Origin of the sequence: Amycolatopsis sp. NPDC051371, from assembly GCF_040682155.1 — a bacterium.
Lineage (GTDB): Bacteria > Actinomycetota > Actinomycetes > Mycobacteriales > Pseudonocardiaceae > Amycolatopsis.
In genome coordinates, this window is the sequence record NZ_JBFBAG010000026.1 from 74,175 (window position 1) to 87,452 (window position 13,278).

The window sequence follows — 13,278 nt, forward strand, 5'->3', positions numbered from 1 at the left end:
ACTAGCATGATACAAATGTTGCTTATAGCAATTGTGCTCTCGAGTTGCGAAGGCCCGGGAATCGGGGTGCGATGCCTCCGCTGACGTGGTCGACTCTGCTCACAGAATGGGATCTGCCGGTTCCGGCCGTGGTCCTGCTCGCGACGGCCGGGGTCGGCTATGTCGCCGCCGCGGTCCAGCGGCCCGGCTGGCCCTGGGGCCGGGCGGTCGCGTTCCTGACCGGGACCGGGCTGGCGGTGTTCGCGGTCGGCGGCGCCGTGAACGCCTACAGTGACGTCCTGTTTTCGATGCACATGGCCCAGCACCTGCTGCTGATCATGGTCGTTCCGGCGCTGCTGTTGCTCGGCCGGCCGCTCGACCTGGTCCTGGGCCGGCCGCGCCGGGTGCTCGGGCGGGCTGCGCGACCCCTGGGGGTGGTCACGCACCCGGCGGTGGGCTTCGCCGGTTACACCGCGGTCGTCGTCGGGACCCACCTGACGCCGTTCCTGCAGAGCGCGCTCACCTCGCCGCTCGCGCATGGTGTCGAGGAGCTGCTCTACCTGGGTTCCGGGCTGCTCCTGCTGCTGCCGCTGGTCGGGGTGCGGCCGGGGCGGCCGCCGTTGTCCCACCTCGCCCGGCTGGTCGTGCTGTTCGGCGCGATGGTCGTGGACGCCGTGGTCGGCGTCGTGTTGATGATGACTCCGGCCGAGCCGTTCCCGGCGTACGCGGCCGTGGTCCGCTACTGGGGTCCCGGACTGGTGGAGGACCTGCACTGGGGTGGCGCGGCGATGTGGGTGGGCGGCGACGCCCTGATGGCGGCGCTGGCCGTGTTCGTCATCGGCCGCTGGATGTCGGCGATGGATCGCGGCGACGATCTGGGAACGTGGCTGGAGTCGGCGCGCCGGTCCGCCCTGGACCTCGGCGAAGGCACCGCGGTCGACGACGACGAGGAAGCGCTGCGCTCCTACAACGCCATGCTCGCCCGGCTCGCCGGCCAGGAAACGGGGCACTGATGCTGGACAACGAGGCTGCCCACGAGGTGTTCGGGCTGGCCGGCTACGTACGCGCGGTCGCCGCGGCGGTGGGCGTGCCCCCGCAGGCCGCGGCCTGGGAACTCGGAAACCGCCCGGCGGCCTACCTCGCGCTACCGGACCGCTGTGCCGCCCATCCCGAGTGCGACCTGATGCTGATCTGGTCCGCCGAGCGTGGCTGGAAGGTCTGCCTGGAGAACACCGCTCACCGGCCGTCGGCGGTGGTGGCCCGGCTCGGGACGCGGGTGATCGCGGCGCCGGCCGAGGTGGGGGAGTTCGTCGCCGACGTGCTCGCCGGGCGCCACAAGGGTGGCCGCTCGGCGCCACCACTGCCCGGCGACGGGCCGGGGCTCACCGAGTTGCTCTCCGGCTACGCGGTCGGCCGGAACGCGCCGCCATTGCGGTAGCGGGCGATCAGGTCCAGACGGCTTCGGGAGCGACGGCCGACGCGGGCGGTTCGCCGCCGGCCTCGGCGAACGCGGTGAGGACGTCGACCAGGCCGTGGCGGGCTTCGTCCGGCATCCGGGCGACGATCTTCGCGATCTCCTTGCGTCGCCGCGCGGTCACCTGACGGACCACTTTGGTGCCCTCGCGGGTCAGGGCCAACACGATCTCCCGGCGAGACACGGTGCTGTGCTGCCGGTCGACCATGCCGACCGTGACCAGGCGGTCGACCATCCGGCTCGCGGTCGACGGCGTGACCTGCAAGTACTCCGCGAGGTCGGCGTGCTTGAGCGGGCCCCGCGTCTGCAGGACAACCAGGAGGCGGAACTGCGGCAGGGTGATCGCGTCGCCGGCGGCGGCGATCGACCGGGCCGACACGGCCACCAGCAGACGGGAAGCGGTCAGCACGGCATCGGTGACAGCGTCGACGTCCGTCGCGTCGAGGGCAGAGGAGCTGCGAGGCATACCCACCAGTGTGCCCGACGTGGGCATGGACCTGCCGATCAGCCGCGCCAGATCTTCACAATAGGCCTGATTGATCCCTTATGTCCGGGTGACCAACGACACTGGCGGCGATCGGTAAAGTATTGCATACTACAACAATGAGTGGAGGAAACATATTTCGATGGGGCGCGCATGAACCGGCGTGAGGAGCCCTCGCGTCCGATCTTCGGGAAGGTCGACCCGTACTGCCTGCTCGCTGTGCTGCCGATGCTGCTCGTCGCCGGGATCGTGGTGGCGATGGTCAGCGTTCCGGCCGGTCTCTTCGTCGCGGTCTTCGCCGGCTTGATCGTCGTGTTCGATTCGTGGGCCAACCGGCCCGCCCCGCTGCCACCCACCCGGCGACCACGACCGCAGACGCAGGCGAGGCCCGCGCCGGTACGTGCCCGGCCGCGACCGCCCGCGGCGAGGCCGGACGCGTACCGGCGGCGGCCCGGGGTGCGGCAGCCGACGCCTGGAGCGCCCTACCGCCGCTGACTCCGCTGGTTCACAGGCCGGGCACCGGGAGTTGTGCGTAGTCGACGTCGCCGGACTTCTCCAGCAGGTTGATGTGGGTTTTGATGTAGTCGCCCGCGAGATCCGCGAACGGCCGGACCAGGGTGTTGCGCGTGTCGGCGCGCACTGTGGACACCAGGATCAGGGCCTCGGCGTGGGCCTTGCGCAGGGTGTTGACGTAGTCCCGGTCGAACGCGTCCCCGAACTCGCCACGCATGCGGTCGATCCCGGCCTGCATGTCGGGGGCGGGCTGGGTCGGAACGGCCAGGCCCATCCGGGTGCTGATGTCGGTGTCGCGGCTTTCGAGGTCCTTGTGCTGGGTGATGATGGTCCGGGCGGCTTCCTGGACGGCCGGGTTGGCTGAGCGCTGCAGGGCCCACGTCGACGTCGTGATCTCGCGGAGGCTGGTCTGTTCCACGATGGTGAGCAGCTTCCTCCCGGCCGGGCTGATCGGCCCGAACGGCGTCTCGGTCAGGTTGGCTTCGGTCAGTGTCGGCGGCGCCGCCGCAGCCGCTGGGCCGGTCACCGCCGGGGCCTGGGGAGCCGTCACCACCTGGGCGTTGGGCGGGGCACACGCTGTGACGGCGAGGGCGAGCGCGCCACACAGCGCGATCCGCGACTTCCGGGACTTCATCGTCGGCCTCCAGGAGAGTTCGGTGTCTTCCCGTGGAAACACGGATCCCGGAAGCAACTGGTTCAGTCAAACTGTTGTGCCGTCATTCTGTTCGATGCGGAAACCTTCAGGGCCGACTCGGTGAAGCGGTTGCGGCCGAGCCAGGCGATCGTGTTCCGGACCGCTTCGCGGGTTCCGTCGAACCGGATCGCATGCTCGGACAGTGCCTCCCGCCAAGTCCGGTGGCCGAGCCAGACGCCGGCCAGCGCGGAAACGGTGCAGTCGATCCGGGCCACCATGGGCAGCCGGGGATCGGTGTCGGTAGAGGTGGCGCCTTCGGGGGAGAGGACCAACCACCACCAGCGGGGTGGCGGGGTCTCGGCGAACCTCAGGTGCAGGGAGACCTTCTCCCGGGGCAGCCGGGCGGGGTCGATGCTCCGGCAGATGTCGAGCAGCAGCAGGTTGGGCTTCAGGTCACCGCTGCGGGGTGGTGGCATCCAGCGACGGCCCCAGTGGCCCAGGTGCTCGATGACCGGTGCGAGGTCGCGGCCGGCCGGGGTGAGCGCGAACTGTCCTTCGCCGGTGGACGCGAGCCGCGTGACCACGCCGGCTTCGGTGAGCTGTTTGAGCCGCCGGGCCAGCAGTGCGGACGACATGCCCGGCACGCCGCGGGCGATCTCGCTGCTGCGGCTGTTGCCGTGCAGCAGTTCCCGGACGACGAGCAGGGTCCACGACTGGCCGAGCACTTCGGCCGCGGTGGCCACCGGGCAGTGCTGACGGTAGGAGGTCATGCGTGTTCGAGCGTGCGCAGAACGCGGAACCGGGCCAGCCGGTGCAGCATCTCGCCCATGGCCTCGGGCACGATCTGGCCTTCGAGGTCGGTGCGGGCCGACCGGACGATCTCGGCGATGTCGGCCGCGGGCAGCAGCGACGCGAACTCGCCGGTCAGCCAGGTGCGGACCTCGTCGGTGATGTCGTCGGCCTGGTGGGTTTCGACGGTCATGCCCTCATTGTGTGGGCGTCGGCGCGGGCTGCACCTGACGACTGGCTGACGATTCGGGCGGGCATGGCGTCGGTGGAGCGGGTCTGCTGGTCACCGTCGGGGTCGCGGTCGGCACCGGGGTGGTGATCGGCTCCGGCTCATCTTCCGTGGTGACCCCACAGCCGGCGACGCACAGCAGCGTCAGCACCGCCAGGGCGCTCCTCATGTCGTGGCCTCCGGGAGCTCGACGACGAAGCGGGCGCCGCCGCCGGGCCGGTCCTCGACCCAGACGTGGCCTTCGTGGCGGTGGACGTGGTCGGCGACGATGGCCAGGCCGAGACCGCTGCCGGTCTCCTGGTCGCGGCGGGCGGCGTGCAGGCCGCGGGCGAACCGTTCGAAGATGCGCTCGCGCAGGGCGGGCGGGACGCCGCTGCCGCCGTCGTCGACCTCGATGCGGGCGTGGTCGCCGTGGCGGCGGACGGTGACCGCTACCGCCCCGCCGCCGTAGCGGTCCGCGTTGTCGAGCAGGTTGGCCACCACCCGGTCGACCCGGCGGCGGTCCGCGACGACGAGAGGCGTGTCGGAGTCGATCTCGATCCGGACTTCGGAAGGGGGGCGGCTGTCGACGACGTTGCGGACGAGAGCCCCGAGGTCGACCAGTTCCACGGAGTCGACGACGTCGTCTTGGTCGGCGCGCGAGATCTCCAGCAGGTCGACGACCATCCGCTGGAACCGCCGCAGCTCCGACCGCAGCAGTCGCAGGGCTCGCTGCGCAGCCTCCGGCATGGTGTCCTGACGGCGTTCGAGCACCTCGCTCACGTTCACCATGGTCGTCAAGGGAGAGCGCAGCTCGTGGCTGACGTCGGAGGCGAACCGGGCGTCCCGGCGGACTCGTTGCTCGAGCTGCCCGGCGGTCGTGTTGAAACTCGTGGCCAGCGGGGCCAGGTCCGGGTCGGCCTGATCGGGCAGGCGGGCCGAGAGGTCGCCCCGCGCGACGCGGGACGCGGCCGCGGTGAGAGCGGTCAGCGGGCGGAGGGCCCGGCGGGCGGCCCAGGCACCGAGGCCGACGCCGAAGAGTGCGGCCACGACGGTGCCTGTGACGAGGAGGGCGCTGAGGTAGCGGAACGCTCGGTCCAGTTCCACGAGCGGATAGAGTTCTACGTAGATGCTGCCGTCGCGGCCGACCGGCGTCGCCACACCGAGCACGGGGATCCCGTCGGCGGTGAACCGTTGCCGCGCCGCCACGCCGTCAAGAGCTTGGTCGACCAGGCCGTTGGGCACTGCAGCGGGATCGATCTGCCGGCCGCTGGTGAGCCAGCCGGTGGGCCGGGACAGCAGGATCGACGAGTCGGGTCCGGTGGCCAGGCCGGTGAGCAGCTCTTCGAGACCCTCCGAGTGATCGGCCAGCGCGGCGTCGACGAGGCGGACGTTGACCTCGGACTGGCGGGTGACGCTCTGCTCGCGCTGGTCGAGCATGTAGCCGGTGGTGAGGTTCCAGGTCGCCACCGCGAGGACGGTCATCACCAGTGCCAGGCCGACGCCGAACGCGGCCGCGACCCGCCAGCGCAGCGAAAGCCGCCGGATCATGGTTCGGGGGCGATGCGGTAGCCGCTGCCGCGCACGGTCAGCACCAGGCTGGGCGCATCGGGATCGGTTTCGACCTTCCGGCGCAACCGTCTGATGTGGACGTCGAGCAGTCGCGTGTCGCCGAAGTAGTCGTGGCCCCACACGCGTTGCAGCAGCTGCTCACGGGTGACGACCTTGCCTTCGGCCGCGGCGAGCTCGGCCAGCAGGCGGAACTCGGTGCGCGTGAGGTGCACGGGGACGCCGTCGCGGTGGACGGCCTCCTCGTCGGGGCGGATTTCGAGCCTGCCGAGGCTGAACCAGGCCGGACGCGCCGACGCGGCCCGGCGCAGGAGAGCGCGAATCCGGGCCGCAAGTTCGCCCGCTACCAGCGGTTTGGTGACGTAGTCGTCGGCACCGGCTTCGAGGCCCGCGATGACGTCCTGGGTGTCGGTGCGGGCGGTGATCACGATGATCGGCAGGTCGCCGCGCTCCCGCACGGCGCGGCAGACGGTGAGCCCGTCGATGCCCGGCAACATGAGGTCGAGCAGCACCACGTCGACGGCCGTGGATCCCAGCAGGTCCAGGCCGTCCTCGCCGGTGGCGGCGGCGAGGACGTCGAAGTCCTCGTCGGCCAGCGCGAGGCTCAACGCTTCGCTGATCATGGCGTCGTCCTCGACGAGCAGAACACGCGTCGGCATCTTCAGCACTCTAGCAGCAGGCAGATTGTTGCACTGACGAATAGTTGTGCTAGTCTCAGTTCGCTGGTAGGACGACTGTTCAGGGCGATCGCCCTGTTGGGAGTGTCGATGACATCGCCGGCTGCTGCTCGTGGTGAAGCCGTCCGCCGCCGCCTGGTCGCGGCGGCGATGGAGCTGATCCCCGAGCGGGGGTGGACTGCCGTGAGCACCCGTGTGCTGGCTGAGCGGGCCGGTGTCACGCCGAGCGTCGTGCACTACCACTTCCCGTCGGTGCAGGCGGTTCTGGTGGAAGCCGTGCTGGGGGCAATGCGGGCGGTGGCGGCCGGGTTCGAGCCGTTGGTCGCCGCGGTCGGCAGCGCCGGCGAGCTGGTCGACGCGATGGTCGCGGCGGTGGAGCAGTACACCGGCGCCGACCCGACGTCGCTGCTGTTCGTCGAGGCTTACCTGGCGGCGACGCGGGACGACGGGCTGCAGGCCGGGATGGCCCGGGTGCTCGCCGACCTCCGCGCGGTGATCAGCGACCACTTGCGGCAACTCGGCGTTGCCCAACCCGAAGACACGGCGGCGGTGCTCGCTGCCGCAGTCGACGGGCTGCTTCTGCATCGCGCGATCGGCCCGGAGGTGGCTCCGGATGTGGCTGGTGTGCTGCGGCGGCTCGTCTGAACGCGAAGGAGACGAAACGATGAAGGTCGTGGTGTGCGGGGCCGGGATCACCGGCCTGGCGCTGGCGAACAAGCTGGCGCGCGAGGGCGTCGAGGTCGTCGTGCTGGAACGCGCGCCGGCTCCGCGTGAGCAAGGCTACATGATCGACTTCTTCGGTGCGGGGTTCGACGCGGCCGAGGAGATGGGCCTGCTGCCCCGCATCCGGGAGCTGGCCTACCGGGTCGACGAGGCGAGCCTGCTCGACGAGCGCGGCCGCCGCCGCGCGGCGATCCGGTACGCGGCCTTCGCCCGCACGATGCGGGACCGGCTGTGCGGCATCATGCGGCCGGACCTCGAACGGGCGCTGCGGGAGCAGCTGCCGTCCGATGTGGACCTGCGATTCGGCGCGGGAGTCACGGCGGTCGACGACCTGGGCGACCGGGTCCGGGTGACCGCGGGAGACCACGTGGTCGAGGCGGACGTAGCTGTGGGCGCCGACGGCGTCCACTCGGGCGTCCGGCGGCTGGTGTTCGGTGAAGACGAGCTTTTCATGCGGTATATGGGCTTCCACACCGCCGCCTTCGTGCTGACGGATCCGGAGATCGCGGCGGCGGTGGGGGACCGCTTCTGCCTGACCGACAGCATCGGCCGCCAGATGGGCTTCTACGGGCTCCGCGACGGCCGGGTGGCCGCCTTCGCCGTGCACCGGACCGAGGAGCGGCGGCTGCCCGACGACCCGCGGGCCGCACTCCGGTCGGAGTACCGGTCGCTGGGGTGGCTGGTGCCCCGGGCGCTGCGACGGTGTCCACCCGCGGAGGCCGTGTACTACGACCAGGTGGCCCAGGTGGACATGCCGAGGTGGAGCAGCGGGCGGGTCGTGCTCGTCGGCGACGCGTGCTACGCGGTTTCGTTGCTGGCCGGTCAAGGCGCTTCGCTCGGTGTCGCCGGAGCCTACGTTCTCGGTGAGCAGTTGGCCCGGGGGTCCTCGGTCAGCGGTGCCTTCAGCGACTATGAGCGCCTGCTGCGGCCGGTCGTCGCGGAAAAGCAGGACGTCGCCCGCCGGAGCGCCCGGTGGTTCCTCCCGGCGAGCCCGGTTCAGCTCGTGGTCCGCAGGACTGTGCTCCGGCTGGCCCGGCTTCCCCTGCTGGACCGGTACGTGGCGACTGTGCTCGCCGGCAAGCCCACCGCGTTGGTCACCGAGCTTCGCCGCGCCGCTGCCGGAGCTGCGCGGTGAACCGGGTCCTGCGGTGGGTGTTCCGTGCTCCGGTCCGGCTCTACGACCGCGGGCTCGGCTGGGTGCTCGGCCGCCGGTTCCTCTGCCTGACGCACCTCGGGCGGCGTTCCGGGCGGATGTACCGGACGGTCCTCGAAGTCGTCGGCACGAACGACGGCGAGTACGTCGTGGTCGCCGGGCTCGGCCCGGGTGCTGATTGGTTCCGCAATATCCAAGCCAGGCCGCCGGTCGAGGTGATCGTCGGACGGTGCCGGTTCCCGGCCGAACATCGCGTCCTCGGCGAAGACGAGGCCGTCGCGGTCATCGCCGCCTACGAACACCGCAACCGCTCGGCCGGCCCGGTGGTGCGGTTCGCGCTTGGAAAGCTGCTGGGGTGGCGATACGACGGCAGCGATCTCGCCCGCCTGCGGATGGCGCGGCAGTTGCCACTGGTCGGGCTCCGCCCGCGATCGTAAGGCAGTCGTCAGTTGAAACTCCCTCTTCCCGTGTCAGGGTGGAGCCCGAGCGAGGAAGAAGGAAGGTGATCAGGACGTGACGACCGACGTAGCGGTGAAGGAGACTTCCGAAACATGGGTGCTCCCGGAGGTCCGTCGGTTGCGCCTGGACGCGGAACGGGTCTGGGAAGCTGCGGGAGCGCACCGCAGCCTGGCGGTCGAGCTGGAAGCCGGCGCCGAAAGCGATGGTCTCTACCGTGGCAAGACGCAACGCGTGCTCGCGGAAGTCGCCTCGTGCCAGGCGATGGCTTATCAGGAGCTCGCCGTAGCCGCCGAAGCGCGTGGCGAAGCACGGCGGTTTCCGCGTCACACTCCACAGTGGGCGCGGTTGGTGGAGGAGTCGTTCGCGGCGATCCGCCGGGCGGAAGCCCACCACGAGCGCGCCGCGGCCCAGTCGGCGAGTGCGGCCGGCGACGAGGCAGCGGTCCGTCGGCACTTGGCGGCCGCGGAAGAAGCGGACCGGCGTGCTTTGGCGCCGATGAAGCGCAGCGCCTGATCCGCGGATGCGGCGTTTCCGTCCCGCGCGGCTGGCCGCGCTGTACGTGGTGGCCGGCGTCCTGCTGGCCGGGCTGCTCGCACCACCCGCCCTCGGCGCCGGCGTGCTGTCCAATCAGGTCGGTGACTCCGTCGCGGCGATCGAGGCCGACCTCGCCGCCGAGGACCCGCCGCTGACCACGACGGTGACCGACCGCGACGGCCACCCGATCGCCGTGCTGTACGACCAGTACCGGCTCCCGGTTGCCGCGAGCGGGATTTCGCCGGCGATGAAGGCGGCCATCATCGCCATCGAGGACCGGCGGTTCTACGACGAGGGCGCGGTCGATCCGAGAAGCGTCTTCCGTGCGCTGGTGAACAACGCGGCGGGCGGCGACGTCCAGGGCGCCTCCACCATCACCCAGCAATACGTCAAGAACTTCCTCATCAACGTCGTCCACCGCGGCGATCCGGCCGCCCAGCAGCGGGACCGCGAGAACTCGCTCGCCCGCAAACTACGCGAGGCCAAGCTCGCGGTCCGCGTCGACCGCACGATGACCAAGGACGAAATCCTGGCCGGGTACCTGAACGTCGTCCAATTCAGCGGTTCCGTATACGGGGTCGCCGCCGCGGCCAAGGCCTACTTCGGCACAACCGCGGACACACTCACGGTCTCGCAGGCAGCCTTGCTCGCCGGAATGGTCAACAGTCCGTCGCGTTACGACCCCTACGCGCACCCCGAGGCGGCCAAGGCCCGGCGCAACGTAGTCCTGGACGCGATGGCCGATGCGGGTTCGCTCCCCGTCCGTGCCGCACAGGCTGCGAAGGCCGAGCCGTTGGGTGTGCTGCCCGGCGGGTCGCAGACGCCGCCCGGGCGCTGTCTGGGCGCATCGCCGGAGGCGGGGTTCTTCTGCGCGTACGCGGTGGACTACCTCGAACGGCGCGGCATCACCGCCGAGCGGCTCGCCACCGGCGGCCTCACGATCCGCACGACCATGGACCGGCGAGTCGCGCGCGCCGCGAAGCAGGCCGTGGAGGCGAACGTGCGCTCGGACGAGCCCGGAGTCGCGAACACGATGGCGATCATCCGTCCGGGGGCACAGCGGCACGAAGTCCTCGCGATGGTCGCGAACCGCGATTACGGCGTCGACGTCGGCCGAGGCGAGCGGTCGACGGACGTCGTCGGCGAGGTCAGCGACCCCTTCGGGGCGGGCTCGGTGTTCAAGATCTTCACCGCGGCCGCGGCGCTCGAATCCGGGGAAGCGGGGCTGCGCACCCCCTTGCCGAACCCCGGCAGCAAGTGCTTCACGCCACCCCGCGCCGACCGGCACACCCGGTGCTATCCGGTCGGCAACCTCGGCCACTACTCCGATCCGATCACCCTCGCCGACGCGCTGGCGACTTCGCCGAACGTCGCCGTCGTCGATCTCGAGCAGCGCGTCGGAGTACCGGCAGTGCTCGACATGGCCCGTCGGCTGGGCCTGCGCCGGACGCTCGCGGGCACCGCGGCCGGCGGCGCCCCGGTCACCGATCCCGCCGACCCGCGATCGAAGGACCCACGCTACAACCAGCCCCAGTCCGACTACTTCCGCGGTCTCCTGTCGTTCACCCTCGGCACGAGCCCGGTCAGCCCCCTCGAGCTGGCGAACGTCTCGGCGACCCTGATGAGCGGCGGCGTCTGGTGCCCGCCGGCCCCGATCCTGTCGGTCACCGACCGCGCCGGCGCTCCTGTTCCCGTGCGGCAGGAACAGTGCGAGCGGGTCGTGCCGGAAGACCTCGCCACCACACTGCGCGCCGGCCTCAGTGAGGACACGGTTTCCGGCACGTCGGCGAGGGCGGCCAGGGCCGCCGGCTGGGACCGCCCGGACTTCGGCAAGACCGGCACGACCCAGGACAGCCGGTCGGTCGCCTTCGTCGGCGGAGTCAACGACTACGCCGTGTCCTCGCTGGTGTTCGCCGACGGATCGTCGCCGCAGACCGTGTGTCCCGGCCCGCCGGTCCACCTGGGCCGGTGCGGCCACGGCGCGTTCGGGGGCACGGTCGCCGCTCCGCCCTACTTCCACGCGATGACTCGGCTGCTGGCCGGGGTACCCGAAGCGCCGGTTCCACCTCCTGCCGACCGGTACCTGCGTGGGCCCTGACCGTCGTCCCGGGCGCCGCGAGGGCGGGTGTTCCGGCCGGTCCGGCGCCGGAACAGCTAATGACCGTGGCGCTGTCGAGCGCGACGACGCCCTGCTGCTCGCGGTCGCCGGAGAAGTGGACGGCCTGACCGTGGCCCGGTTGCGAGCTACGGTCACCCAGGCGTTCGCGGCGCTCGACGGGCGGATGCTGATCGTCGACCTGACCGCGGTCCGGTTTCTCGGTTCGCCGGGGCTGTGTGCGCTGCTCGACACCGCGGCACAGGGCGCGATGGCGCCCGGGTACCGGACCCTGCGCGTGGTCGTCGACCGGAACCGCCCGGTCATCCGGCCGCTGGAGGTCATCGGACTGGACCGCGTTCTGGCGCTCTACCACGAGGTGAGCGATGCACTCGCCGGCTGACGCGCGCGGGCCGCAGGAAGGGTGATGGGCCGGTGCCACCGACATCCGAACAGGACAACCACGCGGCGAACCGTCGGACCGCGCGGCCGTTCCGTGTTCGTTCGACCGCGACGACACTCCGGCTCATCTTCGCCGCCGACTGGATCTCGCCCTCGGTGGCGCGGACCCGGCTGCGCGATTAGCTCGAGGCCCATCGCTGGCCTGAGAACGACGTAGACGACCTCGTGCTGGCGATCAGCGAGGCGGTGAGCAACAGCGTCGAGCACGGCTATGGCATCACCGCCACCGACGTCGCAGCTCACTCCGGCTTGGTGGAGGTCACCGCCGACCTGAAGCGGTCGACGACAGGAGCTCGCCACGTCGAGCTGACGGTCCGGGATGCCGGGGCCTGGCGCGAGCCGGCGCCGGGCCCGACGACGCGCGGCCACGGCTTGGTTCTGATGCGGGCGGCGGCAGCTGACATCCAGGTCCGCCGATCGGGAGACGGCACTCTGGTCCGCATCATCGGCAAACCGGTGCCCGAGCGCCCTGGTCGGAATTCCTAGCCGTCTTCAAGTGCTGGCTCGAGCGGCACACGTTTCACCGGAGCGTGTGCCGGAATCGTTGGTGAGTCGAACGTTTGGCACTCCCGGCCAGCGGCGATCCGGAGGACATGGTACCGACGTGGCTGCTTTTCCTGTCCTGGATCGCGATCATCGATGCTGTCCTTTGTGGCGCCTGGCTGGTCTTCGACATCTACGGCCGCGGTTACCGGCCACTCATGGCGATCATGGGCGTCGTCTGGCCGGTTACTGCGCTGTACTTCGGGCCGATCGCGATCTGGGCCTATCTGCGCTGGGGCCGCCCGAAGTCCGATCGATGGCAGCGTCAACACGGGCGTGAACCGGCCGATCCGCCCCGGTGGGTGCCGGCCGCCCTGGGCACCTCGCACTGCGGTGCCGGGTGCACGCTGGGCGACATCATCGCCGAATTCGGCGTGTTCCTGCTCGGGGTCCAACTGGCCGGGAGCACGCTCTTGGCCGAATACGTCGGCGACTTCGTGCTCGCTTTGCTTCTCGGCATCGTCTTCCAGTACCTGGCCATCGCGCCGATGCGCGGTCTCGGCTTTCGCGAAGGTATCGTCCAGGCGGCGAAGGCGGACGTGCTTTCCCTGACCAGCTTCGAGGTCGGTCTCTTCGGCTGGATGGCGTTGATGTCGTTCGTCTTCTTCCCCGAGCCGCACCTCCACCCCGACCACGTCACGTACTGGTTCCTCATGCAGATCGGCATGGTGATCGGGTTCCTGACCTCCTACCCGGTCAACGTGTGGCTGATTCGCAAGGGCATCAAGGAACGGATGTGACACCGGTCATCGGGTGTTGTTGGTTCCCGGCCAGGTCTTGCTTCGGCGTCGGCGGCGGACCAGTGCGGCGGCCACGCTGACCGCCAGCACAATCGCTCCGGCGAAGACCGCGATCGGCCCAGTGCCATGACTGCGGAGCAGCGCGGTCGTGCCCATGCCGGCCAGCGCGGCGGCGCTCACCACCGCGCCCGCGACCAAGGGCCGGAACAACCGCTTTTCGGGGGATTCGCCGGTGGGCATCG

General features: G+C 70.7%; 17 protein-coding genes and 1 pseudogene. 11 read left to right on the plus strand and 7 right to left on the minus strand.

The window, feature by feature from the left end:
* The first annotated feature begins 71 nt into the window (after window positions 1-71).
* Window positions 72-992, plus strand: a complete 921-nt coding sequence (locus AB0M59_RS29195; protein ID WP_364621212.1) for a cytochrome c oxidase assembly protein — start codon at window positions 72-74, stop codon at window positions 990-992.
* On the plus strand, window positions 992-1,417 hold the full coding sequence (locus AB0M59_RS29200) for a DUF6292 family protein (protein WP_364621215.1): 426 nt from the start codon (window positions 992-994) through the stop codon (window positions 1,415-1,417). The genes AB0M59_RS29195 and AB0M59_RS29200 overlap by 1 nt, the downstream gene beginning before the upstream one ends.
* Before the next feature lie 7 nt (window positions 1,418-1,424).
* Here AB0M59_RS29200 and AB0M59_RS29205 read toward each other — a convergent pair whose 3' ends face one another.
* Window positions 1,425-1,919, minus strand: a complete 495-nt coding sequence (locus tag AB0M59_RS29205; RefSeq protein ID WP_364621217.1) for a MarR family transcriptional regulator — start codon at window positions 1,917-1,919, stop codon at window positions 1,425-1,427.
* A 171-nt stretch (window positions 1,920-2,090) separates the two neighbouring features.
* Between AB0M59_RS29205 and AB0M59_RS29210 the strand changes: the two genes are divergently transcribed.
* Complete coding sequence (locus tag AB0M59_RS29210) at window positions 2,091-2,432, plus strand: hypothetical protein (protein ID WP_364621220.1); 342 nt, start codon at window positions 2,091-2,093, stop codon at window positions 2,430-2,432.
* Window positions 2,433-2,442: 10 nt separating this feature from the next.
* Here AB0M59_RS29210 and AB0M59_RS29215 read toward each other — a convergent pair whose 3' ends face one another.
* The 5 genes from AB0M59_RS29215 to AB0M59_RS29235 all read right to left on the minus strand — a co-directional run bounded on the left by AB0M59_RS29215 (window position 2,443) and on the right by AB0M59_RS29235 (window position 6,309).
* Window positions 2,443-3,084: a DUF4142 domain-containing protein gene (locus tag AB0M59_RS29215; protein WP_364621223.1), complete on the minus strand. Its 642-nt coding sequence runs from the start codon at window positions 3,082-3,084 to the stop codon at window positions 2,443-2,445.
* 62 nt (window positions 3,085-3,146) lie between these two features.
* On the minus strand, window positions 3,147-3,854 hold the full coding sequence (locus AB0M59_RS29220; protein WP_364621226.1) for a helix-turn-helix domain-containing protein: 708 nt from the start codon (window positions 3,852-3,854) through the stop codon (window positions 3,147-3,149).
* A complete protein-coding gene (locus AB0M59_RS29225) occupies window positions 3,851-4,066 on the minus strand; it encodes a hypothetical protein (protein WP_364621229.1) in 216 nt (71 codons plus the stop codon). Before AB0M59_RS29225 ends, AB0M59_RS29220 begins: the two co-directional genes overlap by 4 nt.
* A gap of 201 nt (window positions 4,067-4,267) precedes the next feature.
* Window positions 4,268-5,632, minus strand: a complete 1,365-nt coding sequence (locus AB0M59_RS29230; RefSeq protein WP_364621232.1) for an ATP-binding protein — start codon at window positions 5,630-5,632, stop codon at window positions 4,268-4,270.
* Window positions 5,629-6,309: a response regulator transcription factor gene (locus tag AB0M59_RS29235; RefSeq protein WP_364621234.1), complete on the minus strand. Its 681-nt coding sequence runs from the start codon at window positions 6,307-6,309 to the stop codon at window positions 5,629-5,631. The genes AB0M59_RS29230 and AB0M59_RS29235 overlap by 4 nt, the downstream gene beginning before the upstream one ends.
* A 108-nt stretch (window positions 6,310-6,417) precedes the next feature.
* Between AB0M59_RS29235 and AB0M59_RS29240 the strand changes: the two genes are divergently transcribed.
* From AB0M59_RS29240 to AB0M59_RS29275, 8 genes and pseudogenes are all read left to right on the plus strand, one after another.
* Window positions 6,418-6,972: a TetR/AcrR family transcriptional regulator gene (locus AB0M59_RS29240; RefSeq protein WP_364621236.1), complete on the plus strand. Its 555-nt coding sequence runs from the start codon at window positions 6,418-6,420 to the stop codon at window positions 6,970-6,972.
* 19 nt (window positions 6,973-6,991) lie between these two features.
* Complete coding sequence (locus AB0M59_RS29245) at window positions 6,992-8,185, plus strand: FAD-dependent oxidoreductase (RefSeq protein WP_364621237.1); 1,194 nt, start codon at window positions 6,992-6,994, stop codon at window positions 8,183-8,185.
* A complete protein-coding gene (locus AB0M59_RS29250; protein ID WP_364621238.1) occupies window positions 8,182-8,640 on the plus strand; it encodes a nitroreductase family deazaflavin-dependent oxidoreductase in 459 nt (152 codons plus the stop codon). Before AB0M59_RS29245 ends, AB0M59_RS29250 begins: the two co-directional genes overlap by 4 nt.
* Window positions 8,641-8,716: 76 nt before the next feature.
* The gene (locus AB0M59_RS29255) at window positions 8,717-9,175 is read left to right on the plus strand and encodes a hypothetical protein (protein WP_364621239.1); all 459 of its coding nucleotides are present in this window, start codon (window positions 8,717-8,719) and stop codon (window positions 9,173-9,175) included.
* A 7-nt stretch (window positions 9,176-9,182) separates the two neighbouring features.
* Window positions 9,183-11,294, plus strand: a complete 2,112-nt coding sequence (locus tag AB0M59_RS29260) for a transglycosylase domain-containing protein (RefSeq protein WP_364621242.1) — start codon at window positions 9,183-9,185, stop codon at window positions 11,292-11,294.
* The gene (locus AB0M59_RS29265) at window positions 11,284-11,694 is read left to right on the plus strand and encodes an STAS domain-containing protein (protein WP_364621245.1); all 411 of its coding nucleotides are present in this window, start codon (window positions 11,284-11,286) and stop codon (window positions 11,692-11,694) included. Before AB0M59_RS29260 ends, AB0M59_RS29265 begins: the two co-directional genes overlap by 11 nt.
* A 197-nt stretch (window positions 11,695-11,891) precedes the next feature.
* A pseudogene (locus tag AB0M59_RS29270) lies at window positions 11,892-12,239 on the plus strand (ATP-binding protein); the annotation flags it as partial.
* Between the two features lie 107 nt (window positions 12,240-12,346).
* Window positions 12,347-13,036: a DUF4396 domain-containing protein gene (locus tag AB0M59_RS29275; RefSeq protein WP_364621248.1), complete on the plus strand. Its 690-nt coding sequence runs from the start codon at window positions 12,347-12,349 to the stop codon at window positions 13,034-13,036.
* A gap of 6 nt (window positions 13,037-13,042) precedes the next feature.
* Here AB0M59_RS29275 and AB0M59_RS29280 read toward each other — a convergent pair whose 3' ends face one another.
* Window positions 13,043-13,276, minus strand: a complete 234-nt coding sequence (locus AB0M59_RS29280; protein WP_364621251.1) for a hypothetical protein — start codon at window positions 13,274-13,276, stop codon at window positions 13,043-13,045.
* Between the last annotated feature and the right edge of the window lie 2 nt (window positions 13,277-13,278).

Excerpts from the sequence above, each read along its gene's own strand:
- AB0M59_RS29195 (WP_364621212.1), top strand. The coding sequence starts at position 72 with ATGCCTCCGCTGACGTGGTCGACTCTGCTCACAGAATGGGATCTGCCG.
- AB0M59_RS29200 (WP_364621215.1), top strand. The coding sequence starts at position 992 with ATGCTGGACAACGAGGCTGCCCACGAGGTGTTCGGGCTGGCCGGCTAC.
- AB0M59_RS29205 (WP_364621217.1), bottom strand. The coding sequence starts at position 1,919 with ATGCCTCGCAGCTCCTCTGCCCTCGACGCGACGGACGTCGACGCTGTC.
- AB0M59_RS29210 (WP_364621220.1), top strand. The coding sequence starts at position 2,091 with ATGAACCGGCGTGAGGAGCCCTCGCGTCCGATCTTCGGGAAGGTCGAC.
- AB0M59_RS29215 (WP_364621223.1), bottom strand. The coding sequence starts at position 3,084 with ATGAAGTCCCGGAAGTCGCGGATCGCGCTGTGTGGCGCGCTCGCCCTC.
- AB0M59_RS29220 (WP_364621226.1), bottom strand. The coding sequence starts at position 3,854 with ATGACCTCCTACCGTCAGCACTGCCCGGTGGCCACCGCGGCCGAAGTG.
- AB0M59_RS29225 (WP_364621229.1), bottom strand. The coding sequence starts at position 4,066 with ATGACCGTCGAAACCCACCAGGCCGACGACATCACCGACGAGGTCCGC.
- AB0M59_RS29230 (WP_364621232.1), bottom strand. The coding sequence starts at position 5,632 with ATGATCCGGCGGCTTTCGCTGCGCTGGCGGGTCGCGGCCGCGTTCGGC.
- AB0M59_RS29235 (WP_364621234.1), bottom strand. The coding sequence starts at position 6,309 with ATGCCGACGCGTGTTCTGCTCGTCGAGGACGACGCCATGATCAGCGAA.
- AB0M59_RS29240 (WP_364621236.1), top strand. The coding sequence starts at position 6,418 with ATGACATCGCCGGCTGCTGCTCGTGGTGAAGCCGTCCGCCGCCGCCTG.
- AB0M59_RS29245 (WP_364621237.1), top strand. The coding sequence starts at position 6,992 with ATGAAGGTCGTGGTGTGCGGGGCCGGGATCACCGGCCTGGCGCTGGCG.
- AB0M59_RS29260 (WP_364621242.1), top strand. The coding sequence starts at position 9,183 with ATGCGGCGTTTCCGTCCCGCGCGGCTGGCCGCGCTGTACGTGGTGGCC.
- AB0M59_RS29275 (WP_364621248.1), top strand. The coding sequence starts at position 12,347 with ATGGTACCGACGTGGCTGCTTTTCCTGTCCTGGATCGCGATCATCGAT.
- AB0M59_RS29280 (WP_364621251.1), bottom strand. The coding sequence starts at position 13,276 with ATGCCCACCGGCGAATCCCCCGAAAAGCGGTTGTTCCGGCCCTTGGTC.